General features: G+C 58.9%; 21 protein-coding genes and 1 riboswitch. Of the genes, 6 read left to right on the top strand and 15 right to left on the bottom strand.

Annotated elements, in window-relative coordinates:
* Positions 1-77 precede the first annotated feature (77 nt).
* On the bottom strand, positions 78-806 hold the full coding sequence (locus G1C95_RS04210; protein WP_169171700.1) for a response regulator transcription factor: 729 nt from the start codon (positions 804-806) through the stop codon (positions 78-80).
* Between the two features lie 280 nt (positions 807-1,086).
* Between G1C95_RS04210 and purB the strand changes: the two genes are divergently transcribed.
* The 3 genes from purB (at position 1,087) to G1C95_RS04225 (ending at position 5,545) form a co-directional block, all read left to right on the top strand.
* The gene (gene purB, locus G1C95_RS04215) at positions 1,087-2,523 is read left to right on the top strand and encodes an adenylosuccinate lyase (protein ID WP_169171701.1); all 1,437 of its coding nucleotides are present in this window, start codon (positions 1,087-1,089) and stop codon (positions 2,521-2,523) included.
* A 132-nt stretch (positions 2,524-2,655) separates the two neighbouring features.
* Positions 2,656-5,130 (top strand): lysylphosphatidylglycerol synthase transmembrane domain-containing protein, encoded by a 2,475-nt coding sequence (locus G1C95_RS04220; protein ID WP_335341400.1) that lies wholly within the window; start codon positions 2,656-2,658, stop codon positions 5,128-5,130.
* 133 nt (positions 5,131-5,263) lie between these two features.
* On the top strand, positions 5,264-5,545 hold the full coding sequence (locus tag G1C95_RS04225) for an HU family DNA-binding protein (protein ID WP_169171702.1): 282 nt from the start codon (positions 5,264-5,266) through the stop codon (positions 5,543-5,545).
* A gap of 116 nt (positions 5,546-5,661) precedes the next feature.
* On the opposite strand, the gene pafA is transcribed toward G1C95_RS04225, so the two are convergent.
* The 6 genes from pafA to G1C95_RS04255 all read right to left on the bottom strand — a co-directional run bounded on the left by pafA (position 5,662) and on the right by G1C95_RS04255 (position 12,437).
* A complete protein-coding gene (gene pafA, locus G1C95_RS04230; protein WP_169171703.1) occupies positions 5,662-7,089 on the bottom strand; it encodes a Pup--protein ligase in 1,428 nt (475 codons plus the stop codon).
* Complete coding sequence (locus tag G1C95_RS04235; protein ID WP_169171704.1) at positions 7,089-7,280, bottom strand: ubiquitin-like protein Pup; 192 nt, start codon at positions 7,278-7,280, stop codon at positions 7,089-7,091. The genes pafA and G1C95_RS04235 overlap by 1 nt, the downstream gene beginning before the upstream one ends.
* A gap of 100 nt (positions 7,281-7,380) precedes the next feature.
* Positions 7,381-8,247, bottom strand: a complete 867-nt coding sequence (locus G1C95_RS04240; protein ID WP_169171705.1) for an inositol monophosphatase family protein — start codon at positions 8,245-8,247, stop codon at positions 7,381-7,383.
* Positions 8,248-8,331: 84 nt separating this feature from the next.
* Positions 8,332-10,002 (bottom strand): depupylase/deamidase Dop, encoded by a 1,671-nt coding sequence (gene dop / locus G1C95_RS04245; protein ID WP_169171706.1) that lies wholly within the window; start codon positions 10,000-10,002, stop codon positions 8,332-8,334.
* The gene (gene arc, locus G1C95_RS04250) at positions 9,999-11,537 is read right to left on the bottom strand and encodes a proteasome ATPase (protein WP_169171857.1); all 1,539 of its coding nucleotides are present in this window, start codon (positions 11,535-11,537) and stop codon (positions 9,999-10,001) included. The genes dop and arc overlap by 4 nt, the downstream gene beginning before the upstream one ends.
* Positions 11,538-11,735: 198 nt before the next feature.
* Complete coding sequence (locus G1C95_RS04255) at positions 11,736-12,437, bottom strand: DedA family protein (protein ID WP_169171707.1); 702 nt, start codon at positions 12,435-12,437, stop codon at positions 11,736-11,738.
* Positions 12,438-12,505: 68 nt separating this feature from the next.
* On the opposite strand from G1C95_RS04255, the gene serB reads away from it, so the two are divergent.
* Positions 12,506-13,261, top strand: coding sequence for a phosphoserine phosphatase SerB (gene serB / locus G1C95_RS04260; RefSeq protein ID WP_169171708.1), 756 nt, complete (start codon positions 12,506-12,508; stop codon positions 13,259-13,261).
* Here the strand turns inward: serB and fmt are convergent.
* The 5 genes from fmt to G1C95_RS04285 form a co-directional block, all read right to left on the bottom strand.
* Entirely contained in the window at positions 13,249-14,220 is a 972-nt protein-coding gene (gene fmt, locus G1C95_RS04265) for a methionyl-tRNA formyltransferase (protein WP_169171709.1), read from the bottom strand. The genes serB and fmt overlap by 13 nt on opposite strands.
* Positions 14,220-14,924, bottom strand: a complete 705-nt coding sequence (locus G1C95_RS04270; protein ID WP_169171710.1) for an HAD family hydrolase — start codon at positions 14,922-14,924, stop codon at positions 14,220-14,222. The genes fmt and G1C95_RS04270 overlap by 1 nt, the downstream gene beginning before the upstream one ends.
* A gap of 130 nt (positions 14,925-15,054) precedes the next feature.
* On the bottom strand, positions 15,055-17,418 hold the full coding sequence (locus G1C95_RS04275; RefSeq protein ID WP_169171711.1) for a primosomal protein N': 2,364 nt from the start codon (positions 17,416-17,418) through the stop codon (positions 15,055-15,057).
* A 170-nt stretch (positions 17,419-17,588) separates the two neighbouring features.
* Positions 17,589-19,445, bottom strand: coding sequence for a dihydroxy-acid dehydratase (gene ilvD, locus G1C95_RS04280; protein WP_205832721.1), 1,857 nt, complete (start codon positions 19,443-19,445; stop codon positions 17,589-17,591).
* A gap of 108 nt (positions 19,446-19,553) precedes the next feature.
* Complete coding sequence (locus tag G1C95_RS04285) at positions 19,554-20,858, bottom strand: class I SAM-dependent methyltransferase (RefSeq protein WP_169171713.1); 1,305 nt, start codon at positions 20,856-20,858, stop codon at positions 19,554-19,556.
* 162 nt (positions 20,859-21,020) lie between these two features.
* Between G1C95_RS04285 and rpoZ the strand changes: the two genes are divergently transcribed.
* Together rpoZ and metK are read left to right on the top strand one after the other, a co-directional pair.
* Entirely contained in the window at positions 21,021-21,305 is a 285-nt protein-coding gene (gene rpoZ, locus G1C95_RS04290; RefSeq protein ID WP_169171714.1) for a DNA-directed RNA polymerase subunit omega, read from the top strand.
* A 198-nt stretch (positions 21,306-21,503) separates the two neighbouring features.
* Positions 21,504-21,561: riboswitch (SAM riboswitch) on the top strand.
* The gene (metK, locus tag G1C95_RS04295) at positions 21,557-22,765 is read left to right on the top strand and encodes a methionine adenosyltransferase (RefSeq protein WP_169171715.1); all 1,209 of its coding nucleotides are present in this window, start codon (positions 21,557-21,559) and stop codon (positions 22,763-22,765) included. Its footprint overlaps the riboswitch before it by 5 nt.
* A gap of 100 nt (positions 22,766-22,865) precedes the next feature.
* On the opposite strand, the gene G1C95_RS04300 is transcribed toward metK, so the two are convergent.
* The 3 genes from G1C95_RS04300 to G1C95_RS04310 form a co-directional block, all read right to left on the bottom strand.
* Entirely contained in the window at positions 22,866-23,420 is a 555-nt protein-coding gene (locus G1C95_RS04300) for a hypothetical protein (protein WP_169171716.1), read from the bottom strand.
* Positions 23,421-23,498: 78 nt separating this feature from the next.
* Complete coding sequence (locus G1C95_RS04305; protein ID WP_169171717.1) at positions 23,499-24,686, bottom strand: ABC transporter permease; 1,188 nt, start codon at positions 24,684-24,686, stop codon at positions 23,499-23,501.
* Entirely contained in the window at positions 24,674-25,372 is a 699-nt protein-coding gene (locus G1C95_RS04310; RefSeq protein ID WP_169171718.1) for an ABC transporter ATP-binding protein, read from the bottom strand. The genes G1C95_RS04305 and G1C95_RS04310 overlap by 13 nt, the downstream gene beginning before the upstream one ends.
* Positions 25,373-25,378 lie beyond the last annotated feature (6 nt).

Here is a 25,378-nt window from a genome sequence, read left to right on the forward strand (position 1 = left end):
TGCTCCATTCCTGTTTACGTCCATTGCCGATGGGTTTCACGCTATAATGCGTTTCTTGCGCAGGCGCTGCTCATTTCTTAACTTTTTATGACGTTCGGCTCGATGTCCAATTTGACGCCTAAACCCCAGACGGTGCGGATATACGAGTCGGTGCCGGAAGGTTTGAGTTTGGCACGAATCTTTGAAATATGCGCGGTGACGGTGTTGTCGTCGATCAGATACGACTCGCCCCAGCACAGCTCGTACACCTGTTGTTTGGTAAATACCCGACCAGGGTGCGAGGCCAGCAATTCGATGATATTGAATTCGATATTGGTTAACGGCACCATCTCATCATCAATCTGGAAGGTTCGACCATCCGAGTCCACCGACCAACGGCCCACCATCAGTGTGTTCCGTGCAGCGCTGACTTGTCTTTCCGCTGTGGCAAATGCGTAGGATCGACCTCGCAGCTGGGATTCGACACGAGCCGCAAGTTCGTCCAGATCAAAGGGTTTGACGAGATAATCATCCGCGCCCATCGACAATACCGACACACGGTCATTAACCGCGCCGCGGGCGGAAATCACGATAATCGGCGCGCCGGAGCCGCGGTCGCGCAGCTCGGCGATCAGACGTTCGCCAGACACTCCGGGCAACATCAAATCGGTGATGATCAGGTCGAAGGGTTCACGCTCCAGCACCATACGCGCCTCGGAGCCCGAATATGCCGCTGTGGCCGTATACCCGGCGCGGGTCAACCGGGTGCAGACGACCTCGTTGATATCTGCATCATCCTCGACCACCAGAATCCGCGTGCCTGTCATTGTCGTCACCTCCGGCCTTACAGGAGCGTTTCTCTCACAGGATGGTGAGATCCCTCGACTTCGCTCGGGATGACGAGAAACCTTCGCCCGGGATGATGGAGTCCCCGCTTGGGATGATGGAGTCCCTGCTTGGGATGATGGAGTCCCCGCTTGGGATGATGAAGGACTCTCCCGTCATGCCGAGCGAAGCGGAGCGGAGTCGAGGCATCTCCATCACCGGAAGGAGTCGGGACAACAAAAGGATCTCTCAATTCTTGGGCTGGAAGTACCCTAGGAAGTTATGAAGCTTACTGACATTTCCCCTGCAATCGCACTGACCCCGCTGGACGGCCGCTATCATAAGGCCACCGCCGCTCTCGTCGAATATCTGAGCGAACCGGCTCTGAACCGCGAACGCATGCGCGTTGAAGTCGAATGGATGATTCTGCTGGCCAACGGCTTCGAAGCCAACGGCAACCAGCCCATCATCGAAGGCGTCAAGCCGTTCACCGAGGCCGAAATCGCATTCCTGCGCGCTATCCCCGAGAATTTCGGCGCCGAGGGCATTGCGGCCCATGCCGCTCACGAGGCCGTCACGCATCATGACGTCAAGGCTGTGGAATACTACATTGACGACCAGTTCGACAAGGCACCCGCCGAGCTGACCGGCATCAACGACGCTCTGAAAACACTGGTGCATTTCGCCTGCACGTCCGAAGACATCAACAACCTGTCCATCGCCCGTTGCGTGAAGAACGCCATGGAGCAGGTCTGGACCCCGGCATTCACGGCGATTATCGACCATCTGGCCGCCAAGGCCGAGGACTACCGCGACATGCCGCTGCTGAGCCTGACCCACGGCCAGCCGGCCACCCCGACCACGCTCGGTAAGGAACTTGCGGTCTATGTCTATCGCCTGAACCGTCAGCTCAAGCACATCGAAAACCAGGAATATCTGGGCAAGATCAACGGCGCAACCGGCACGTTCGGCGCGCATCTGGCCGCCTGCCCGAATGTGGACTGGATTGCCGTCTCCCGCGAATTCGTTGAAAACCGCATGGGTCTGACTTGGAATCCGTTGACCACGCAGATCGAAAGCCATGACTGGCAGGCCGAACTTTACAGCACCGTCTCCCACGCCAACCGCATCATGCACAACCTGTGCGTGGACGTGTGGATGTACATCTCCCGCAAGGTGTTCGCACAGGTACCCGTCAAGGGTGCAACCGGCTCGTCCACGATGCCTCACAAGGTCAACCCGATTCGTTTTGAGAACGCCGAGGCGAACTTCGAGCTCTCCTGCTCGCTGCTCGACACCTTGTCGGCCACGCTGGTCGAAAGCCGCTGGCAGCGCGATCTGACCGATTCGACCACGCAGCGCAACATCGGTTCGGCACTGGGCTACAGCCTGCTGGCTTTGAACAACCTCATGGGCGGTCTTAACTCCATTCACCCGAACGAGCAGGTGATGGCCGCCGAACTCGACGAGAACTGGGAGGTGCTCGGCGAGCCGATTCAGACCGCCATGCGCGCCTGTGAGCTCAGGGGTCTGCCCGGCATGGACAAGCCCTATGAGAAGGTCAAGGAGCTGATGCGCGGACACTCGATCAGCCAGGAGGATGTGGAGCGGTTCATCGACGCCCAGTCCTTCGACCCCGAAACCGCCGCACGTTTGAAGGCCCTGACCCCCGCCACCTACACCGGCGTGGCCAACAAGCTCGTCGCCTTCGACCGTTAAGCCTTCGCCGAATAATTGTGATGCGGCCCCGACCATGTTCAGGCGGGGCCGCAATCGTTTTCGGCACACTCTTATAGCCCATATACCCCAAGTTACCGGTAGCTCATTCGCAGAACACACGGAAGGAGCCCTGTGGACACCCCAGCAGTCCCAGCTAATTCGTATCTTGCGCCACAGGAACATCAAACAACCAGTACCGGGCCGATTATCGACGATATCGCTCCGAAGCGCACACGCGACTTTGCCGATCTGACGCGCGCCGGACTTTCCCTGCTGATGGCGGCCGTGGTTATGGTATTCGCCGTATATCTGGGAGGTCTGACCCGCGGCGTCGAATCAGACGCGCACACCGCCGCCCAAGCCATCAACTGGCTGGCCGACTTCCCTTCCACCGTGCTGACGCAATTGGCCACCATCGTCATCGTGGTTATCGCATTGGTGCAGCTGTTATCCAACCGCGCCTGGCTAGAAACAGCCGTATCCGTGCTCGCCATGTTCATCGGCTATGGCACGGTGTGGTCCGTCTCTTCGCTGATCTCCACACTGCCCGATTTCACCCTGTCCGCAGCGCTGGTCTCCGCGGCTACCAACTATGGTTCCGGTCTGCTGCCCGACATATACGGCGGCATGGCTGCATTCCTGACCGTCGCCGGCCCCCGCCGCACCCGATCCAGCGTCAAATGGGGCTGGAACATGCTGTATGGCACCGCCGCGGTTATGGTGGTGCTGTCTTGGCATTCAGTCACCGGCATGCTGGTGTCAATGGCGGCCGGCCGCACCATGGGCATGCTGATTCGCTTCATCGTCGGCACGCAGAACAAGGGCGTATGGGGCAGCGAACTGGTATCCCTTCTGGGCACCATCGGGCTGGAAACGAGCCGCCTCATCCGCCATCAGGATCCTGTCGTCGCCAACCATGGTGCACTGGCCGCCTCACTGGATGATGATCTGGTCGAAGGCTCGCGCATCTATGACTTGGAAACCGCTGACAATCGTCGGTTCATTGTTTCGGTTATCGACGCACAGACTCACACAGCCGGCTATCTCAAACAATTGTGGGATTGGATGCGGTTTACTGGCGTGGCCATGCGTCGCGACCGTTCCGTCAGAGATGCCGTGCAACATCATCTCGCCATGCTGCTCGGCCTGCATAATATCAAGCTGCCGGCACCTGCACCCTATGGCATCGCGGACACCGAAGAATCGGCCGTGCTGGTGCTGGACGCACACACCGTCGCCATGCCGGCCAATCTCAATACGCTGACCCGCGCTGACGCCGTGGCTTATATGCGCTACCTGTCCGTAGCCAATCGCCGCGGTTACACGCACCGGCGCATCACGCCTGAGACCTTGGCCCGGCTTGAGGATGGCACGCCTGTGATCGCCGGCTGGATCAACGGCGACAACGCCTCCGCCCCAGCCAATACGGCGCTTGATAAGGTGCAACTGCTGACGCTGTTCGCCGCACTGATCGGCCCGCAGAACGCAATTGAGGCGGCACGCGAGGCTTGGGGCGACATCGCTCTCAACGATATCGCCCCGTTCATCCAGAAAGTTGCGATTCCCTCCCCCACCCGTGCGTTGGATCATTGGGATAAGCAGCTGCTGAACACGTTGCGTGCCCGAGTGACCGCCCTGGTGGACGAGGAGATTGCCGAGCCTGGTGAACCGGTGACATTGGCCCGTTTCTCCTGGCGTTCCATGCTGACCATGCTGCTGGTGATTGTGGCCGTAGTGGTGGTGTTCACCCAGCTCAAACCTGAAGAAATCATCGCCGCGGTGCAGGGTGCGAACCCGCTGATGGCGCTGGTGGTGCTGATGCTCGGCGTGGGCGGTTGGATAGGTTCATCAATATCGTTGGGCTCGCTGATGGATAAGGCCAAGCGCGACGATATGGGCGTGTTCATGAGCCAGGTGGCTGGCGGTTTCGCCACCGTATCCATGCCGGCTGGTGTGGGCCCTTCGTTCATCAATCTGCAATTCCTGCGCAAATCCGGCTATCGCAACACCGAGTCCACCGCGATTATGAGCGCAGTGTTGGTGGTGTATTACGCGGTGTATTTCGCCATGTTGGTGCTGATCGGCCTGTTCACTGGCCGCAACATGCTCTCGGGTGCGATTCCAACAAATACGCTGGTAATCGTGCTGGGTGTTGTGGTGGCGGCACTTTCTGTGGCCATGATGATTCCGCCGCTGCGTCACTGGGTAACCCGTCGACTTATGCCGTTGGCCAAAACCTACATCAACCAACTGTTCGACGTATTGTCGCAGCCGCGCCGGCTCACCGTCAGCTGCCTGGGCGCTCTGCTGCAGGATATAGTCACCGGTTTGGCGTTCTGGGCGGCATTGCTGGCATTCGGATACTCATCGAATCCGATTGAAACCACATTCGTATTCATGCTGGCCTATGCACTGGGCTCCGCGGTGCCGACGCCCGGCGGCTTGGGCGGTGTGGAAGCGGCATTGACATTCGCGTTTGTGGCGGTGGGTGTGCCGCAGGGTGTGGCGCTTTCCGCCACGCTGCTGCATCGTGTGGTGTTCTACTGGCTGCGTGTGCCCCTGGGTGCCGCCGCGATGAAGTGGTTGGACCGCCATAATCTCGTCTGAAGCGGGACTTTCGGGCAAATACATGTGAAAACCCTTATAAGATGCGGCTTTTCGCTAGGGTATGCGCTATTATCATTGATGACAACGTGGATAAGCGCCAAGTGCTTATCCCCTGAAACAAGAAGGATGCTTTATGGCATACAACAAGTCTGATCTTGTCTCGAAGATCGCCCAGAAGTCCAACCTGACCAAGGCTCAGGCCGAGGCAGCCGTTAACGCCTTCCAGGACGTGTTCGTCGAGGCTATGACGTCCGGCGAAGGCCTGAAGCTCACCGGCCTGTTCTCCGCTGAGCGCGTCAAGCGCGCCGCTCGCACTGGCCGCAACCCGCGCACCGGCGAAACCATTGAGATTCCGGCTTCCTACGGCGTGCGCATCTCCGCTGGCTCCCTGCTGAAGAAGGCTGTCACCGAGTGACCCACTGCTCGCTTAGGCGAGTCTGACCGATACGATACAACCCCGACCAAAGCTGGCCGGGGTTTTCTGTTATGCGAATACATCAATCGGTATGGAGTGCCGGAAAGCCGGCACCGCTACAGGGATTCCATCAACCGTTCATATTCCGCAGTCGGCTCATTGCTGAAGGGGTCAAGCAGCACCGCCTCACGCCGCTCGGGAACGGTGAGCGTCAGATGCGTCCAATCGGCGGAGAACTGTGCGCCGGCATCCAAGGCTTGTTTGACAAAACGACCTCGCAGTGCCGCTCTCGTGTCGGAGGGCGGGGTGGCCATCGCGCGTTCGGCGGCAACATCATCCAGGAGTTCGTGCAACTGGCCGCGGCTGCTCAGCGATGCGTACAATCTGCCGTTGGCAATATCGTGATAGTCGAGTTCCAATTGTTCGACCTGCGCGAACGAAATATCCGGTCGACGCTTATGCAGCGCTGCGAACAGGCGACGTTTGGCTGCCCAATCCACGCGATCGGCCAGTGCATCATAGTGTCCGGCCTCCAGCTCATCCAACGCAAGCTTCCACTGGGTCATGATTTGCATGACATTGGTGGCGGTCAGCGACAGATTGTTGTGGGCCGAAGGTTTAGCAAGAAAGCGTTCCACAACAGTGTAATAATGGCGCTGCAGGCTCAAGGCAAATCCGGCTTCTCCCGTTAGAAAACGGCTGACGGCGCGGTTGGCAGCGGCCGGATCATCAAGAGCGCAATCCTCGAAACCACTGGGTTTGCCGCAGCGGAAGGCCTCTTCGATAACACATAGCACCAGATGGGTGGTCGCCAGTTTCATCCACGTGGCCCATTGGGAGCGGTTCGAATCGCCGATAATCACATGTAGGCGACGGAAGGAATCGGGGTCGGCATGCGGCTCGTCGCGCGTGTTGACCATCGGCCGCGATCGGGTGGTGGCGGAGGAAACGGCTTCATCCAAGAAATCCGCTCGCTGCGTGATTTGGAATCCTTCTTCAGTCACGCGCCCGGCACCCGTGTACAGCTGTCGGGTGATGAGGAATGGCAGCAGTTGCCGTTCGATGGTTTCCAGTGGCACAAAACGGCGTACCAGATAATTTTCATGGCATCCGAATGCATGGCCGGCCGAATCGACATTGTTTTTGAACACGTGGATGACGGCATGCTCACCGGCCGCAGCGCGCAACGCATCCTGTGCTTTGCGTGCCAAGCCACGCATCACCCGTTCGCCGGCAAGATCCTGGGCCAAGGCATCCATAGGATCGCGCGCCTCGGCAGTGGCGTATTCAGGATGCGAGCCGACATCCAGATACAGGCGTGAACCATTGGGCAGATACGTGTTGGTGGAACGGGAGCGGGAGACGACCGGTTGGAACATGGTCATGGCCACTTGTCCGGCATCCACAGGTGAATCGGCACCTGTCACGGCCACGCCGTATTCGGTTTCTACGCCGAAGATACGGCAGAACCCGTCCATCTCTGCTTGTGGGACGGGTTCTGACCGGTGCATGGATCGGGTGCCGCTGTCACGCAGCTGAGGCATCACTCGCCACCTTTTTGTACGAAGCTGTTCACATATTCCTCGGCGTTGGTTTCCAACGTGGATTCGATATCGTCGAGGATGTCATCAAGCACGTCACTCTGATCCTGCGTCTCCTGGCTGGAGGTGAGGATGGTTTCTTCAATGTCGCTGCTGGTTTGCTGCGGGTGTGCCTGTTCGAATTGTTGTGGCATGATGATTCCTTTCATAGCGCGGCTTTGGGCGACGCTCCTGTCTGACAAAGTTTGTCTGACAAAACTTGTTTGACCGAGCGTCGTCCAAAGCGAAACCAATTCAGCTTTCGCGCTGAATAAGGTACGGCTTCAGTTCGCGGCCGATCAGGCCGTTGGTGGCCAGTATGTCATTGTCGTGACGCCAATGAATATAGTCGCCGTTCCAACGCTCCAGCGTGCCCTGGGCCTCCCACACCACTACAGTGCCGGCGGCGATGGCCGGAATGTCCCATACGTGCAGCATCGGTTCGAAATAGGCGTCGTAGGTGCCGTCGGCCACCTTGCATAAATCCAGGGAGGCGGGGCCCACACGTTTGATATCAGCGGGACGTCCGGCGAGTGCGGAGGCAACTTCAAGCGCGCGCTTGGATTCCTCGGGAATAGAGGACATGCCGTAGCTGATCACGGAGTTGTCAAGCGTGGAGGTCATCGAGGGAACGACCTTCTCACGCTTCTCGCCCACGGAGGTTTTGTGGATGCGCAGTGCGCCGGCACCGCGGGCACCTAGGTAGGTCAAGCCCAGTGCAGGTGCGTGCACTACGCCGAGAATCGGCTTGGGCTGGCCATCCTTGGCGAATTCGAATAGTGCGCAGGTCAGTGCCCATTCGCTCATATTGCGCACGTAATTGATTACGCCGTCGATTTTGCCGATATACCAGTAGCGCTGGCCGGGACGGCTTTCCGACGGACGCGCGGACCAGAAGCCGTCGAAATGGGCGAAGTCCGCTAGATGCGTGCTCATGAAGCGAAGAATTTTGCCATCGACTTCCAGCTTGTAGCGATGAGCACCTTCCTCAAGGTCGGGGAAGGACAGGTTGCGGGGGTTGAGCTGATCATGCAGCGCGTATCCGCCGGCCTCTTCCAACAGAGAGGCGACCTTCAGTGCGAGGGTGCGCAGATCCTGCGGGGTCTCTTCGGGGTGTGTCATATTCTCCAGTCTATCGTTCGGCGCTGATGTTGCGCGGGGTAAAATTCCTGTGATCGCACGAGGCAAGCACAGGAAAGAAGCATATTACCGCATGTGCGCGTCCGGCGCATCGGTTGGTGCGCCTTGTGCCAGCGATCGCAGCAGATCCGCAGCGTTATCACAGGATGCGAAGGCCTGCTCGCACCGCGTTTTGTTGAAGGCGAGCGGGTCGGCGATGTCCAACGAAAACAGATGCCGGTTGAGCGTCTGGTTATGGTCGGCATTGCCGTAGAATTCACCGACCGGCTCGTCGGCGGTTTCGGCGTTGCGGTCGCGCACGGTAAGGCGTGACCAGCTGACGGCTGCCACATCAGGTGCGAATCGGCGAACCAGATTGGCCCTCAGCCAAGCGCGCGTGGCTTCGGGTGCGTTGTTTGCGGCCCGTTGAGCATCCTCTGCTGTATGCACGCGTTCGGTGCGGGCAGCCAAGCGTGTGAAGACACTACTAGCCGGGTCAAGCGCCGCCCATGCCAAATCAATGGCTTTCAGGCGCGGAGCAGCCCAATCGCAGGCGGTTTTGCGGCGCAGTTTTTCCAACAACTGCCATTTGAGCAGCCATTCGATGCGCCCGGCTTCAACGCTTAAGCCCAGTCGCTCGTCATCGCTGGCATGGCGAATAGTGGCCACATCGGCGAGAGCCTGTCCCCACATCGCCATCACCGAGGTGGTGGATTTGTCGGGCCATGCGGGCTCGCCCGTGGTGTCAGTGCCGTGGACAGCTGCGGCCACCTGGTAGACAGCCTGTCGAAGTTTAAGCTGAATCAGCCAGGCCGTTGTCTGGCCACCATGAGTCAACGGCAGTGTGGCTGCAAGGCTCAGATCATGCGAAACGGTGTGCATGGCGGCGACGGGATCGGCCAGTTCGAGGTCGTTCAGGAATGTTTCAAGGTCAAAATCGGCTTGGTCGGCGTTCTCGAGCAGCCACAGCAGCATGCTGGTGGTGCCAAGTTTAAGCACCTGCGGCACGTCCATGCGGTTTGCGTCGCCGACGATCACATGCAGACGGCGATAGTCACTGGTGGAGTGTGATTCGTCGCGCGTGTTGATAATGGGCCTGTCGAAGGTGGTTTGCAATCCGATTTTGGATTGGATGTAGTCCGCGCGCTGGCTGAGCTGGTAGCCGGCTGTTTCGCTGTGCTCCCCCAGCCCGACGCGTCCGGAGCCGACGTAAATCTGTCGGGTGACGAAGTGCAGCGTCATCAAGCGTGCGACCAGTGAGAACGGCACTGAGCGAAGCATCATGTAGTTCTCGTGCGTGCCCCAGCTGGAGCCTTTGCCATCCACGTTGTTGCGGTGCAGGGCTATCGGCTGGCCCGTCTGTTCGCGCGCCTGCTCACAGGCCTTCTGCATGATGAGATCACCGGCGTGGTCATAGCACACGGCGTCGAAGGGGTCCACGGTTTCGGGGGCGGAGTATTCGGGGTGCGCATGATCCACGTATACGCGGCCACCGTTGGGGGCGATCACATTGGTGATGTTGAGCTGCGGGGAGTCGGTGAGCATGTCAGGGCGTGCGGCGGCGCGTTCGAGACGGGTGCCGCGCGCATCGTTGACCGGATCTTCCTGCCGGTAGTCCCATCGAATGGTGCGGCTGCTGTCGTCGGCGGCACCGGACACCACATCGAAGCTTAATTGCACGGGATTGTAGTAGTGACCCGCTCCTTGAAGCGACACCGCGTATTCGGTTTCGGTGCCGATTACCCTGCGTACCGTCATGATTGCACACTCCTGATTCGCACGATTGAGTCCATGGCGTTGATGCGCGACCATTGCACGGGGTCGGCATCAGCCACGGAATCACGGGTTTCCGCGAACTCATCCTCCACGGCGGAGGCAAGCAACGGCACGGTGATCGCCACATTGGCACCGGTTTCGATGGACTGTTTGACAGCGCGGGTTTTGGCACGATCCACAATGTTTTTGAGCATGGCACCACTGACCACGTCCTTGAGGAATATGGCGGACCATTGACCGTTTTCGCCCTGCGCGTCGCAGAGATGACGCCGCTCGGAGGTCTCGTAGATGTCGCGCACCAGCACGGCAGACAGAGCTCGCGCGTCAAGACCGGCTTCCAGCGGCAGATCGTCGGTCAGATAGTGGCTGACGATGGCCACAGCCTGTTCGGCAACGGGCCGGCCCACGCGAATCTTCACGTCGAGACGCCCGGGGCGCAATACGGCCGGGTCGATCATATCCACACGGTTCGATGCTCCGATCACCATCACGTTGTCCAAGGATTCGACACCGTCGAGTTCGGCGAGGAACTGCGGCACGATGGTGGTTTCCACATCGCTGGATACGCCGGAGCCGCGCGTGCGCAGCAGCGAATCCATCTCGTCGATGAACACGACCACAGGCCGGCCTTCGGCGGCGCGTTCGCGCGCACGCTGGAAGATCAGGCGAATCAAGCGCTCGGATTCGCCCACGAACTTGTTGAGCAGTTCCGGTCCCTTCACCGACAGGAACACGCCGTCGAAGGCGTCGGGCGTACCGTCGCCGTCGATATCGTAGCCGCCTTCGCACAGCGCATGCGCCACTGCTTTGGCGATCATGGTTTTGCCGTTGCCGGGCGGGCCGTACAGCAGCACGCCCTTCGGGGGTTTCAGATCGTAGCGTTCGAATAGCGCGCGATGTTGGAACGGCAGCTGCACAGCATCTCGGATGCGTTCAATTTCCTGATCCAAGCCGCCGATATCCGCGAAGGTGACGTCCGGCGTTTCCTCCAGCACCAGGTCGCGGTCACTTTCCCCAGGCAGCACCTCCAAGGCGAGCCGCACGCTGGGATCCACCACAAGGCGATCCCCCGGATTGATGGCAGCATTGGCGAGCGCGCCTGTCCGACGGATGACCTGCGGATTGCCACCGCCATCAGTCACGATAAGCCGACCGTCGGCCAGTACTTGTTTGACCGTGCGCACACCGCCCAGCATGTCGATATCACGCTGTTCAACAAGCACAAGTTTTTCGTTCAGCATCACGGTGGCACCGGCGGTCAGGCGGGAGGCATTGATGGTGGCGGCCACAGGCACCACCATGCGCCGATTGCCGGATATGACTTCGGCCGAAGCATGCTGCACGCCATCGGCATCGGTGTGCACAGCATCCACCTTGACCATGGTGGCGAAGTTCAACGGCGGCTGGGCCATCTGCGCCAACTGTGATTTGGCTTTGACCAGTTCCTTGCCGGCACGGCTAAGCGCTTCGGCAAGCGCATGGTTCTTAGCCATCAGCCGATCGTTGAGCGCGGCCATTGCTTCGAGGCTCTGTTGCGACTCCTTGTGGGCCGCCTCACTACCTTGGACACCTTGAATGTCTTGCGCGCCGCGAATATCTTGGTCACCGTAGGCGCGATCATGCGTCTGCTGCGTCTCGCGCTTGCCCGCCTCGAATCCTTCCTGCGGACTCCATGTCTGCTCGCTCATCGCCTTCGCCTTCGGGGTTATGGGATATCACTGTTGTGGTTTGCTACGCACCACACTACGCACTTTTCGCACGATGAGCACGGCGATGACCACAACCACGGCAACGATAACCACGTTTTCGAAGATGCCGAGCGCACCTTGGATCGAACACCACTGGTCGCCGAGCAGATAGCCGGCGCTCACCAGAATCGTGTTCCAGATGGCCGAGCCAAGCAGCGTCCAACCGGTGAACTGGAGGAAATTCATGCGATTGAATCCTGCAGGAATGGAAATCAGCGAACGCACCACCGGAATCACACGTCCAATCAGCACCGACCACGTGCCGTAGCGGGTGAACCAGTCGTTGGCTTTGCTCACATCCTTGCGGGAGACGCCGGGGATTTTATCCGCCGCACGATTGATGCGGTGCAGGCCGACCCAACGCGAGATGCCATAAAGCGCCCAGGCACCCAATAGCGAGCCGATGGTGGCCCAGATAATCGCGCCGACCAGACTCATCGTGCCACGGGCTGCGGTGAAACCGGCCAGAGGCAGGATCACTTCGGAGGGGATGGGTGGGAACACGGATTCGAGCGCGATGGCCAATGCCACGCCAATGCCGCCGATGGTTTCCATCAGATTCACCAGCCAGCCGGTGATCGCACCAATCAGTCCGCCTTCGGAGGCGGTACAGATGGGGGTCGGGTCGTTTGTGGTTGCAAGAACTGCTGTGGTAAGTGGCAATTGCATGCCTGCGCCGAGGGAAAGGGAAAGACTCATAAGGCGTATTGTCCCAAGGGTTTTCGAGAATCTAAGCCATGATGCGAGAACATGTGCAAATTGTTGACGAGTCTGCTGCGGGCGAACACGTTCAGGCGTGCAATACCGACGGCAATGATCATGGCAGAGGCAATGGCAATGGTGCTGTGAGCCGCCCCACGCTTGCCCAGCCCGGTCTGCTGGTGATGGATGTGGATTCCACACTGATCGATGAGGAGGTTATCGATGAGCTGGGCGCGGCTGCCGGCGCGGGCGAGCGCATCGCCAAGGTAACCGAGCAGGCGATGCGCGGCGAGCTGGATTTTGGCGAAGCCTTGCGCGCTCGCGTGGCGTTGCTGCAAGGGCTGCCGACCGAGGTGTTCGCCCAGGTGCATGGCAGTCTGCATTTCACCAATGGTGCGCTGGAGCTGATTGATGCGTTGCACGCACATGGTTGGAAGATTGGCGTGGTGTCGGGCGGATTCCATGAAGTGGTGGATTTGCTAGCTGCCGACGCGCATATCGATTACTGGATTGCGAACCGTTTGGAAGAGGCAGATGGCAAACTTACCGGCAAGGTGTTGGGTGAAATTGTCACCAAAACCGTCAAGTTGGAGGCGCTGCAAGCTTGGGCCAACCAGCTGGGCCTGCCGATGAGCCAGACCGTGGCCGTGGGCGACGGAGCGAACGATATTCCGATGATTCAGGCGGCGGGCTTGGGCATCGCGTTCTGTGCGAAGCCGAAAACGCGGCAGGCCGCACCCGCTTCCATTAACGAGCGCGACCTGCGTCATGTGCTTGATTATTTGAGATAAGCGTCGGGCGACAGCCGCGCGCCGCGCGCCCAATCCGCGGCACGCATGGCCTTTTTGCCCTGCGCTTTGACGTCAAGCAGTTCCAGTGGTGTGCTGCCGGTGCCAACCCATACGTTGCGCTTGCCGACCCGGAGCATGCCGGCGGCCAGATCCTGGGGCACATTCGGTTGCGTTGAATCCGCCGGCCGGGCTGCCAGCACATGCAGGCTGATCGCCTCCGCATCTTCAGCTTCCCCTCCTGCAACCAACTGCGTCCACGCGCCAGGATTCGGCGTGCAGGCACGTATCTGGCGGTCGATGGCGTCCGCCTTCGCGCTCCAGTCGATGCGTGCATCTTCAACGGTGATTTTGTGCGCGTACAGCATGCCTTCATCTGATTGCACGTTGAATGCAGCCGTGCCATCGGCCACGGCCGCCAGCGCATCCACATACATGGGCGCACCTTGTTCTGCCAGGCGTTCGAGCAGTTCGCCGGCGGTTTCACGCCCGGTTAATTCGACGCTCATCGAAGCAACGATCGGGCCGTCATCCAGTCCTTCGCCGATTTTGAACACGTCGGCACCGCTGGTCTGGTCGCCGGCCCAAATGGCACGCTGCGCGGGGGCGGCGCCACGCCATCGCGGCAGGTTGGAGAAATGCAGGTTATACCAGCCCATCGGCACCGCGTCCAGCACTTCCTTGGGCAGAATATTGCCGTAGGCTATGACGGCGGCGATATCGGCGTTCAAGGCCTTAAGCGCGTCCATGAATTCCGGCGTGCGCGGTTTACTGTCGATTACCGGCAGGCCAAGGTCAATGGCCGCAGCCTTCACCGGGCTGGGTGCAAGTTTGCGTCCGCGACCGGTGGGGGCGTCAGGACGTGTGATGACGCCGACCACGTCGAAGCGCGGGTCGGCGGCGAAAGCTTTCAGGGAGGGCACTGCTACGTCAGGGGTGCCAGCGAATACCAGTTTGGTCATTACCGCACCGCCGGAATATTGACGCCGGCCTCGATAAGCAGCGCACGCAGCTTAACCGGATCCTGGAATCGCACGCCGCGAATACCGGCTTCGTTCGCGCCTACGATATTCATGGCCTTGTCATCAATGAACACCGCACCATCCGGCGCGATGCCGAATTCCTTCAACGCGGCTTCATAAATGTCCTTGTGTGGCTTCCTCAGTTTGACGAAGCCGGAGACCATTTTGCCATCCAGGCTTTGCAGAATATCGCACTGTTCCTCGGCCACATGGAACAGGCTGGCTTCCCAGTTGCTCAAGCCCCACACGCCGATGCCTGCGGCCTTCAAGTCGTTGACGAGCACGCGTGCGCCGGGCACGATGCCGGTGAGCGAGTCACGGAAGTTGTCGATGTAGTACTGGAGGATGTCGGCCCATTTGTCGCCGTGCTGCTCGCGCATAATGGCGATTGCATTGTCGGTAGTTTCACCGCCGTCCATCAGATCGTTGACATCGTAGAATCCGGAGATGTCGTTGTCCAGGAACTGTTCGATGGTTTCGGCGCTGTAGCGCGGAATCAGCACCGCCGCCGGATCCCAGTAGATCAGCACATTACCGAAGTCGAAGATCACGTCGGTGATCGGCTTGCCGGCGTTGGCTGCGGCATCGCCTTCGGCCACCAGCACATCGTATTGCATATCCGGTTCTCCCGGCCAACCCTTCATAAGTGCCTCCTTGGCTTTCGCATTCGTTGCTTGGATCTTCCGTTTCCATCGTTCCATGCCTCGGCGACGATTGCGGCAAGTTCCTTCAGACCCCACTCGATTGAGATCAACGACAAAATCAGATCTACAGTTAGATTAAATCCTTAGGATCGATGCGGAACCGCAGTTCGCCGGGTTCGCGCGATGCCACATGCCGGGCTGTCTGTCGGCTCAAGCGCACGGCGAGTTCGGCGCGCCGTGATTGTGGCACGCGGATTACGGCTTTGACCCGGTCGGCCGTGGCCTCCAATTCACGTGCGTCGACGGTATCCGGCTGGGCGATGGGCACTGGCCCGAGCATGCCGGGTAGTTCCTCCACACCACTATCAGCCGCCGGCAGCGGGCATACCGACCAGTCGCCGCCTAATGCGCCGATTCGCTGCATCAGCGTCATCACTGCATCACGCCTGCCCCACACGCAGGCTGCCGCAACCGCCGGCGGCATGCCGGTTTCCACACGTTCTGCAAGATCCTTGGCAGCTAAGATCCTTGAATCCCAGAGCATCAGCGACTGGGCTATGGCCGGGTCGGTTTCTCCAAGAATCAGCGCCTGCCCACTGCGGGATCGGGGCGCGCACAGTGCCAATGCGCGCATCCATGCGGTTAGGGTGTCAAGTCTGGCATCTACGCCGAGTGCGTACAGGCTGGTCCATGCGTCCAAGATTGCCACAGCCCGGTATTCGCAGCCGGCCGCCCCCTGATCGCCGCTTATCGGACGCACTCGTGGTTCGAAACCTGGGGTGGCGATAACGATCATCGGTTTGCATGCCACGTCGCGCACCAATCCTTGCGTTTTGCTGGATATGACCACCGGCACGCCTCGGAACAGTCCCGACAGTTCGGCGGCGGTTCCGGTAGCCCCCACGCGTACCACGCGCATGCGTTCTCCTCCGCAGCCCGGGCACGTCCAATTGGTTGCCGCGGCACCGCACCAACGGCATCGTGGCGTACTGTCACGGCGATCGGCGGGCAGTTGCAATGGTCCTGCGCATTTGGCGCAGCGCGACTGCCGGTGGCATTTGGCACAGCTCAGGGTTTCGCTGATGCCGTCCTGCGGAATGGACAGTAGTACTGGTCCGCTTTCCAGCGCCTGGTTGATAGCGCGCACCGCAGTGTGGGGCACGCGTGCGCCGATGCTGGGATCGGCCAGTCGCGCAAGCTCGTCGCGGTTCAGCCAACGCACCCAGGGCGTGGCATCCTTCACCTTGGATGCCAGCGGATGGATGGCTGTTGAATAGCCGCTCACTGGGGTTTCTGTAATCCCTGCTCCCCCGCTTTCCCATTGGCTGACCGGCGTGCGGGCATTAGCCATCGCCACGAACACGCCGCCGTGCGCTTTGGCTCGCAGCCGCAGCACACCGCGTGCCTGCGGGTAGGGCATGAAACCATCCATGTTCTGATAGGCGGCGTCCTCAAGTATGGCGAACAATGCCGGTCCTTCCACCGGCGCGTACATCACCGCCCTAGTGCCAATCACCACGTTCACCTGCCCCAATGCCACAGCCAGATAGGCACGATATCGATCTGCGGCGGGCATGTCGGCATTGAGCACAGCCACATCCCCCACCCATCCGCCGGAGGTCGAGGGAGCGAAGGGTTGAAGCCCATAGTGACGCAGTATGGGCAGCAGATCATCCACTTCGCGCATGGTGGGTAGTGCTACTACGGCCGATTTGCCGCCGATGAGCGCACTGGCCACCATCCATGCCATGTTTTTGGCCCACTCCTGTGCGCCCGGCAGCGGGTCGAATACGAACGAGCGGAAACGATTCGTCTGCAACGCATCGTTCAATGCCGTGACATCAGCATAATTGGCAACGATGCGCCGAAAACCTTGGGCCGCACCATCAATCACGGATTGTGCCACGGTGAGTTTGCCAGCGGTCGGCTTGCTGCCGTCGGGGTTCAGCCCGCGGCCGGCGAATCCACTGATAGCCGCGCCGTCGTCTGTGCCAGTGGCTGAGGTGTGCGGCACCGAGCCGCCGATTACGCGTGGGAATGATGCCGCCAATCGTTGTTCGGCTTCGACTTTGGCCACACGTGGGGGCACTGCGAAGCGCAGAATATTGGCGCGGGTGCCGCCGTAAGCTTCGGCAATCAGGCCAATATCCTCACGCATGGAGGTGGGCACCAGAATATCGGGGCTGAGCACGCGTTCGATATAGCGAATCGAAGAGCGTGGCGTATCGCTGGTTTCGCCACGTTCCCAAATCACGCCGGTGACGCGCTGCCCGCCGAAGCGTACACGCACCAGTACGCCGGGACGGGCCGCTTCGGAATCTTTTTCGTCGATGAAGTAGTCGAAGGTTTGCCCCAAGTGGAGTGCCTGCACATCCAAAACCACGTGCGCAATGGGGTTGTGTTCGGCTGGAGTGTGTTCTGCGGGCGCACGTTTGCGGCGCTTGCGCGGGGCAAGCCCGTCAAGCGCCAACTGCACGGCATCCGAAGTGGTCATGGCTTAACTATAAACGCGCTTGGCGCGAACACCGGCCTATTCGAGCAATGGGTATGCTCATTGTGTACGTGTGCGGCAACCATGCGACAGCGGCCGCATATATGAGAATAGCCTTCGCTGCACAAGCTTATGCGGCTTATGCAGCGAAGGCTATTCACACACTCAGCCTATCAGGCCAGTCCGGAGAGCTTATTGATCAGCTCAGGATCCCTGGTGGCACCCTTATCGGCGGAACGGGCGAAGGCGGCATAGGCCTTAAGCGCTTGGCTGACGTGGCGGTCGCGGTGGGCCACATAGCCGTCGCCGGCTTCAAGTTCGGCGCGACGCTGGGCGAGCTCTTCGTCGCTCAGTTCGACATTCACCGTGCGGTTCGGGATGTCGATGTTGATGATGTCGCCGTTCTTGATCAGCGCGATCGGGCCCTTGTTCGCGGCCTCAGGCGCGATGTGTCCGATGGACAGGCCGGAGGAGCCGCCGGAGTAGCGGCCGTCGGTGAGCAGAGCAACCTGCTTGCCGATGCCCTTGCCCTTGACGAAGGAGGTCGGGTACAGCATCTCCTGCATGCCCGGGCCGCCCTTCGGGCCTTCGTAACGGATGACCAGCGCCATGCCAGGCTTCAGGGTGTCGTTCAGAATCACCTCAATGGCCTGTTCCTGCGATTCGACGACCAGCGCCGGGCCACGGAACGTCCAGATCTCCTTCGGCACACCGGCGGTCTTGACCACGCAGCCGTCGGGCGCGAGGTTGCCGCGCAGCACGGCCAGGCCACCTTCGGTGACGGCCGGGTGGTCGATGTCGTGGATGGCACCATTGACGCGGTCGCGATCGAGTGTATCGAACAGCGTGGTGTGCGTCCACGGATCCGGGGAGATGATGTGGCCGGGAGCGGCCTTGTACATCTGCTTCGCCTCGTCGGTGCAGGTGTCGCGCATGATGTCCCAATCGGCAAGCTTGGATTCGAGATCCGGGTAGTCGATGGAGCACACGTCGCGATGCAGCTTGCCGGCGCGGTCGAGTTCACCGAGGATGCCTGTGATGCCGCCGGCGCGATGCACGTCGGAGATCTCCCACTGGCCGGAGGGGCTGGCCTTGCAGATGCAGGGCACGGTGTGGCTGATACGTTCGATATCGTCGAGCGTGAAGTCCACGTCAGCGCTTTGCGCCATGGCCAGAATGTGCAGCACGGTGTTGGTGGAGCCACCCATGGCCACATCCATGGTCATGGCGTTCTCGAAGGCCTTCTTGGTGGCGATGGAGCGCGGCAGCACAGAGGCGTTGTCCTCGTCATAGTACTGGTGCGCGATCTTGACGACCTGCTGGGCGGCGCGCACGAACAGATCCTTGCGGTAGGAGTGCGAGGCAAGAATCGTACCGTTGCCGGGCAGGGCCAGGCCGATGGCCTCGGTCAGGCAGTTCATGGAGTTCGCGGTGAACATGCCGGCGCAGGAGCCGCAGGTGGGGCACACGGTCTTTTCGTAGGCCAGCAGATCCTCTTCGGACACGTTGTCGTCGGCGGTGGCGTACATCACGTCGATCAGATCGGTGTTCTTCTTGACGGTGCCGTCGGAAAGCACCGTGGTGCCGGCTTCCATCGGGCCGCCGGAGACGAACACGGTCGGGATGTTCAGACGCAGCGCGGCCATCAGCATGCCCGGCACGACCTTGTCGCAGTTCGGGATGCAGATCAGGGCGTCGGCGCAGTGTGCGTTGACCTGGTATTCGACGGTGTCGGCGATGATGTCGCGGCTGGGCAGCGAGTAAAGCATGCCGGTGTGACCCATGGCGATGCCGTCGTCAACGGCCATCGTGTTGAACTCGCGCGGGATGCCGCCGGCTTCCTTGATGGCTTCGGAGACGATGCGTCCCACCTTGTTCAGGTGCACGTGGCCAGGCAGGAACTCGTCGAAGGAGTTGGCGATGGCGATGATCGGCTTCCTGCCGAAGTCGTCACCGTTGACTCCGGCTGCGCGGTATAGGGCTCGGGCGCCAGCGAAGACGCGCCCGTTCATGATTTTTGCAGATCGCATTTCCATGTGTTCCATCTAAGTTCTCAGGCGGGACACACCGGCGCTGAAATATCGCTTGTCAAGAGCTCGAGCCCGTGAATTCACATTCTCATCACATTTGCCGTGCGATCAGGCTTTCCACCATGGGCGCAGCGGATACCACTTGCCGTCCGGGTGCCCTTCACGATCCGGCTTGACTGCAAGGAACTGGTGCACCTGGATGCCGTCGAGTTCGAAGTTCAACGCGCATGCAGCCATATACAGGCCCCAGACCTTGGCACGTTCGAAGCCCACCTGCTTAACCGCATCATCCCAATGCTGGGACAGGTTGGCGTTCCAATGGTGCAATGTCAGCGCGTAATGCTGGCGCAGATTCTCCTGATGCACCACGTTGAATCCGGCGTCATGAATGCAGCTTTCGATGAATCCGGGGGCGCCCAGATCACCGTCCGGGAAGATGTAGCGATCCAGGAACGCATCGGTGCCCGGCTTGCCGTTCGGCTTGTCGTGGCTGATGGTGATCTGATGGTTGAGCAGTCGGCCCATGGGCTTGAGCAGTCGGAACATCTCTTCGAAATAGTTCTGGTAATTGCGGGTGCCTACATGTTCCATCATGCCGATCGAGCAGATGCCGTCGAAGTCCTGTTCCGGAACTTCCCGGTAATCCTGCACGCGCACTTCGGCGAGATCGCTCAGTCCCTCGCGCGCGATCCACTCATTGGCCCATGCGGCCTGTTCCTTGGACAGCGTCACGCCCAAGGCCTTGATGCCGCGCTTGGCTGCGGCGATTACCATCGAACCCCATCCGCAGCCAATGTCCAGCAATCGCTGGCCGGGCTCAAGCCCCAGCTTGTCAAGCACCAGCCGGATCTTGTTGGTCTGCGCATCCTCCAAGCTCATGTTTTCATTGTCAAACACCGCGCAGGTGTAGGTCATCGAAGGCCCTAGAAAATCAGCGTAGAACTCGTTGGACATGTCGTAATGGAAGCTCACCGTTTCACTGTCGGCACGCTCGGTGTGCGGCATCAGCCCGCGCTTGATGCGCGCGAACTTGCTGGGCCCTTCGGTGGCCGGCACCGGCGGCTTGCGCCAGCCATGGCTCAAAATCCCCGCAGAAATACGAGCCGCCGCAACAGGAGTCAGCGGCTTGACGTACTTGGCCAGCGACAGCAGGCCGCGCATCGCCGGGTAGGGGTCGGCATAATCAACGCCTTCCACATCAAAATCACCCAGCACATAGGCACGCACCACACCGATTTCATTGGGGTGGGCCAGCAGCTGATACATGCAATTGGGGCTTGCGATTTTCACTTTCAGCTGCGCGTTCGGATCGCCGAAATGCGAGCCGTCGAAGGCGTCCACTCGCACCGGCGCCTGCTCGTCCAGCAGCAAGCCCAGCATTTCGCTGATTGTCATTGATTTGCCATTCGCCATTTCAACACTTCCTTCACAAGTGAGAATGTGTATGTAATATCCAAGAACCGCAATATCAAGCCTGAATAATATGTCGCCCGCCGGATATGCCCTGCTAGACAAGGTCTTGCGCAACACCTATACTCGGTAAGGTTTCGATAGTTTTTTGTTTGGAGAAATATCATGGCTTTTGGCACCGATCCCACTCCGAGCGGCCTTGCGGACCCGCCGATCGACGATCTTATGCAGCACGCCGATTCGAAGTATGCACTGGCCATCTTCGCCGCCAAGCGCGCTCGTCAGATCAACTCCTACTTCACCCAGCTCAACGAGGGCCTGCTGCAGAACGTTGGCCCGCTGGTCGAATACCAGAATCAGGAAAAGCCGCTGTCCATCGCCTTCCGCGAAATCGACGAGGGCTTGCTTGAGGAAACCTTGGGCGAGGACGACGTCAACGAAGGCAACTGATTCGGGCACATCCAGCCGCCTACGCCTCGCTGGTTGACGACGGATTCGACACTGTTGCAGCATATTTTCGACCAATGCCTTGCTTCGTGACGACGAATCGGCTATAACTCAACATCAGGAGCGAACGGATGTAAGGGCTCGCGCCACCGACCTTAAGGATGGCACGGGCCCTTTTTCATGCTTGGCTCCCCCAATATCCGTATCATTGTGCCTCGCCCAAGCGCGGGGCGATAAGTCCGAAAAGGGATGATATGACAGAAGAAAAACGGCTTATTTCCGCCGAATCAGTAACTGAAGGCCACCCGGACAAGGTGTGCGATCAGATTTCCGACGCGATTCTGGACGATTTGCTGGCCCAGGATCCCACCTCCCACGTCGCAGTGGAAACCTCCGCCGCCACCGGTGTATTCCTGGTGTTCGGCGAAGTGACTTCCGAAGGGTATTGCGATGTGCAGTCCAAGGTGCGCGAAACGTTGCGCAACATCGGCTATACCTCGTCCGAAGTCGGTCTTGATGCCGATTCCTGCGGTGTGATCGTAGCCATCACCGAGCAGAGCGCCGAGATCAACCAAGGCGTGAATCGTCTTGGTGCCGAGGCTTCTCGCGAGGAACGCTACGAATCCCAGGGTGCCGGCGATCAGGGTGTGATGTTTGGTTATGCCACCGATGAGACGCCGACGTTTATGCCGCTGCCGATTTATTTGGCGCATCGCCTCGCCTTCCGTCTGACCGAAGTGCGCAAGTCCGGCGAAGTGCCGCATCTGCGCCCGGATGGTAAAACGCAGGTCACCATCGAATACGACGATGATGATCGGCCGGTCAGGCTTGACACCGTGCTCATCTCCACCCAGCATGATCCGGAAGTGACGCAGGCCTGGCTTGCGGCGCAGCTTAAGGAGCATGTGATCAACCCGGTGCTTGATGAAGTGCTGGGCGATGCCGTGGCCCATGACTCGTACCGTCAATTGGTCAATCCCACTGGTTCCTTTGTGCTCGGAGGCCCGGCTGCCGACGCCGGTTTGACCGGTCGCAAAATCATCGTGGACACCTATGGTGGCGCAGCCCATCATGGTGGCGGCGCGTTCAGTGGCAAGGATCCTTCGAAGGTCGACCGTTCGGCTGCCTATGCGACCCGTTGGGTGGCCAAGAATATCGTGGCCGCCGGTCTTGCCCACAGGGCTGAAGTTCAGGTGGCCTACGCCATCGGCGTGGCTGACCCGGTGTCCATCAATGTGGAGACCTTCGGTACTGAAGCGCCTGGCGTCACGCGTGGTGCCATCGCCGCGGCCGTGCGCAAGGTGTTCGATCTGCGCCCGGCTGCCATTATCGACGAACTTGAACTGAAGCGCCCGATCTATCTGAAGACGGCCGCCTACGGTCATTTCGGCCGCACCGACGTGGAATTCCCCTGGGAACGCACCGACAAAGTCGACGAGCTCAAGGCCGCATTGAACAGCTGAACCGTCAGCCTGCATTTGGCCTGATTACCAGTGGCCGGTGTGCATCGCACTCTATACGCGGTGCACACCGGCCACTTTTGATATGGACGTGCTTCCTCTTTTATTGTGCTGCAGTGCAGTTGGCATCCACGTCTTGCTGTATGCCGGACGCATCGCCAAGTGCCGCCTTATCCAGATTCGTCTGCATATATTCACGGGTGTTGTCATCAACACGCGCGCCTTGCATGAAGGGCATGTCTTTTGCCTTGCCTAATTGTTCCAAGGCAACAGCGGCTGCTTGTTCATCAGTGGCATAGTGATCAAGCCAATCTTGTTCCCAGGCGCACACCCAGACAAACGATACTGCGGAATCGCCAAAGCCCTTTTCATAGGAATCGGCTTGAAGCAACTGCTCGTTCATTGTCTCCGGAGGGGTGAATCCTTCTGGGAATTGCAGCTGCGCCAACGATTGCTGATATTCCTTTTGAATGCCTTCTTTATCGGTGAAGCTATGCTGCTGTTGAGAATCATCACTTTGGGAATCAACGACCGAGGATCGACCATCGCTTGTTGCTGATGAATTATCGGATCGTAATCCGCATCCCGCAAATCCGATTATTCCCATACTTACAGCAACTATCACAGCTGCAATAGTCCTGAATTGCCTATGGCTCATATACACTCCTTGATATAAAACTGGTTGAACAAACAATCGTGTGATTGGCAACAATGCTTTCTCTTTAGGCCGCACCATCTAGCGCAAAGCCATTGCGGGCTCTAGCTGAGCAGCTTTAATCGCAGGCACGATACTGCCGAGCATTGCAGTCAGTATCGATGCGGCCAAAGCATATTGCGCAGCCTGATAGGGGTATGACGGGTTTGGAATAGGAGCGTCCGCAGGAATAAACAGGGGAATCACCATGACCAAAACTATGGAAATGGTTATTGCCAGCGCAGCAATGCACACAGATAGCACAATGCTTGATCCTGCCACGAGAACCATGACGTTTCCACGCGACGCTCCAAGAGCCCGCCGGATAAGCAGTTCATGGCTTCGCTGTTCGATATCGGCAAGACCGATATTAATCAACCCCAAGGCTGCCACAAACAGCAGTAGGAAACCACATACGAAAAAAGCAATTTGCAAATACTGCAGCACATCGGCATAGGAATCACTGTTGTCAATGCGCTGAATGCTGGTGACTTTGCCATTGATGTTATCGTGAACCACATCGTCAACCAATGATGATATCTGCTGCGTGGATGCAGTGGAATCCAGAGGATGGCATATCACATGCATAGAAGTTGGATCCCAAAGCTGAGGTTCAAACAAGGAAAACGTGACGGCGTTAATATACATTCTCGGCGTCGAAGAACCATCATTGACCACTCCGGTAATGAAAGCCTTGGTGATGGTTTGTGTTCGATCTGCTGAAAAAGCTACACTATCCCCAGTCGTGCCATACATGTTTTGGCCAGGCTTGTTGACCACAATTTCAATCCCGGCTTGTGCATCAGATTGCGAAAACCAACGTCCTGAGACCATGGGCAATACATAAATGTTGTTATATGCAGCGGTGGTGAGCACAACATCGGCTGTGGCATTCGGAATCGCATCGCCTGTTTTCGGATTACTGATAACCTGCAGATCATCTTGCATAACAGCGGGAGCCATGGCATACCCGTCAACTTGCTCCATGGCAGATGCCATATTGAGCATATCGTACGCCGTGACTATTTCATTGTCGCCGAGCGTAAGGTTGAGTTGATATGTCGCAGCTCTTCCAGATAACTGGGCATTGGTGGCTGCAAGAAAATCGCCACCGATACTGCCTACCAGCGATGCTGCAATCACCGCTATGATTCCGATAAGCATACTGAGCGCGGTCAGCACCGTTTTAGCAAACGATAATCGCAAATCCCGAACGATCATAGTGAACATGGCGTGATCATCCCTCGGTCCATACGAAAGCGTTGTTCGCATAACGCGGCAATGTCAGCATCGTGGGTCACCAAAATAAGCGTGCAGCCATCGGCGGCAACCAATTCCAGCAGCAAATCCATTACAGCGTCGCCGGTGTCTTTGTCAAGAGCGCCGGTTGGCTCATCGCAAATAATGAGTTTGGGCTTGCACGCCAACGCACGGGCAATGGCCACTCGCTGCTGTTCGCCGCCTGACAATGACCTCACATTGTCTTTTGCGTGATGTGCAAGTCCCACACGCTCCAAACACTCCAAAGAACGTTTTTTCCTGGCTTTGCTGATGCTATGACCCGCATATTCCATGGGCAAAGCGACATTTTCCCAAACATTCAATTGTCGGATCAGCGAATAATTCTGGAAAACGAAGCCCATATAATTCGCCCTCAGGCGCGCACGTTGCAGATTGCTCAACGTAGCCACATCGTGCCCATTGAGCAGCAGCGTACCTTCATAGTGAGCATTCAATAATCCGAGAATGGAAATCAATGATGTTTTTCCGGAGCCTGATTTACCAACTATCGCATACGAGGAACCCTTGCGAATAGTGATTGACACATCGTTGACAATGCGCAACACTTCTTTGCCGCCCATCGCTACCGAGGCCGACAAATGCTCCGTAGACAGCACAGTATCTGCTTCATCCATGGTCGC

This window comes from Bifidobacterium oedipodis (assembly GCF_012932425.1).
In the GTDB taxonomy this organism is placed as follows: Bacteria; Actinomycetota; Actinomycetes; order Actinomycetales; family Bifidobacteriaceae; genus Bifidobacterium; species Bifidobacterium oedipodis.

Excerpts from the sequence above, each read along its gene's own strand:
- pafA (WP_169171703.1), bottom strand. The coding sequence starts at position 7,089 with ATGCCTCAGCTGCGTGACAGCGGCACCCGATCCATGCACCGGTCAGAA.
- fmt (WP_169171709.1), bottom strand. The coding sequence starts at position 14,220 with ATGACCAAACTGGTATTCGCTGGCACCCCTGACGTAGCAGTGCCCTCC.
- purB (WP_169171701.1), top strand. The coding sequence starts at position 1,087 with ATGAAGCTTACTGACATTTCCCCTGCAATCGCACTGACCCCGCTGGAC.
- G1C95_RS04255 (WP_169171707.1), bottom strand. The coding sequence starts at position 12,437 with ATGCAATTGCCACTTACCACAGCAGTTCTTGCAACCACAAACGACCCG.
- serB (WP_169171708.1), top strand. The coding sequence starts at position 12,506 with ATGATGCGAGAACATGTGCAAATTGTTGACGAGTCTGCTGCGGGCGAA.
- G1C95_RS04285 (WP_169171713.1), bottom strand. The coding sequence starts at position 20,858 with ATGGCGAATGGCAAATCAATGACAATCAGCGAAATGCTGGGCTTGCTG.
- arc (WP_169171857.1), bottom strand. The coding sequence starts at position 11,537 with ATGGCCGCGCTCAACGATCGGCTGATGGCTAAGAACCATGCGCTTGCC.
- ilvD (WP_205832721.1), bottom strand. The coding sequence starts at position 19,445 with ATGCGATCTGCAAAAATCATGAACGGGCGCGTCTTCGCTGGCGCCCGA.
- G1C95_RS04305 (WP_169171717.1), bottom strand. The coding sequence starts at position 24,686 with ATGTTCACTATGATCGTTCGGGATTTGCGATTATCGTTTGCTAAAACG.
- G1C95_RS04235 (WP_169171704.1), bottom strand. The coding sequence starts at position 7,280 with ATGCCACAACAATTCGAACAGGCACACCCGCAGCAAACCAGCAGCGAC.
- G1C95_RS04270 (WP_169171710.1), bottom strand. The coding sequence starts at position 14,924 with ATGAAGGGTTGGCCGGGAGAACCGGATATGCAATACGATGTGCTGGTG.
- G1C95_RS04210 (WP_169171700.1), bottom strand. The coding sequence starts at position 806 with ATGACAGGCACGCGGATTCTGGTGGTCGAGGATGATGCAGATATCAAC.
- G1C95_RS04240 (WP_169171705.1), bottom strand. The coding sequence starts at position 8,247 with ATGACACACCCCGAAGAGACCCCGCAGGATCTGCGCACCCTCGCACTG.
- dop (WP_169171706.1), bottom strand. The coding sequence starts at position 10,002 with ATGACGGTACGCAGGGTAATCGGCACCGAAACCGAATACGCGGTGTCG.
- G1C95_RS04300 (WP_169171716.1), bottom strand. The coding sequence starts at position 23,420 with ATGAGCCATAGGCAATTCAGGACTATTGCAGCTGTGATAGTTGCTGTA.
- metK (WP_169171715.1), top strand. The coding sequence starts at position 21,557 with ATGACAGAAGAAAAACGGCTTATTTCCGCCGAATCAGTAACTGAAGGC.
- G1C95_RS04310 (WP_169171718.1), bottom strand. The coding sequence starts at position 25,372 with ATGGATGAAGCAGATACTGTGCTGTCTACGGAGCATTTGTCGGCCTCG.
- rpoZ (WP_169171714.1), top strand. The coding sequence starts at position 21,021 with ATGGCTTTTGGCACCGATCCCACTCCGAGCGGCCTTGCGGACCCGCCG.
- G1C95_RS04275 (WP_169171711.1), bottom strand. The coding sequence starts at position 17,418 with ATGACCACTTCGGATGCCGTGCAGTTGGCGCTTGACGGGCTTGCCCCG.
- G1C95_RS04225 (WP_169171702.1), top strand. The coding sequence starts at position 5,264 with ATGGCATACAACAAGTCTGATCTTGTCTCGAAGATCGCCCAGAAGTCC.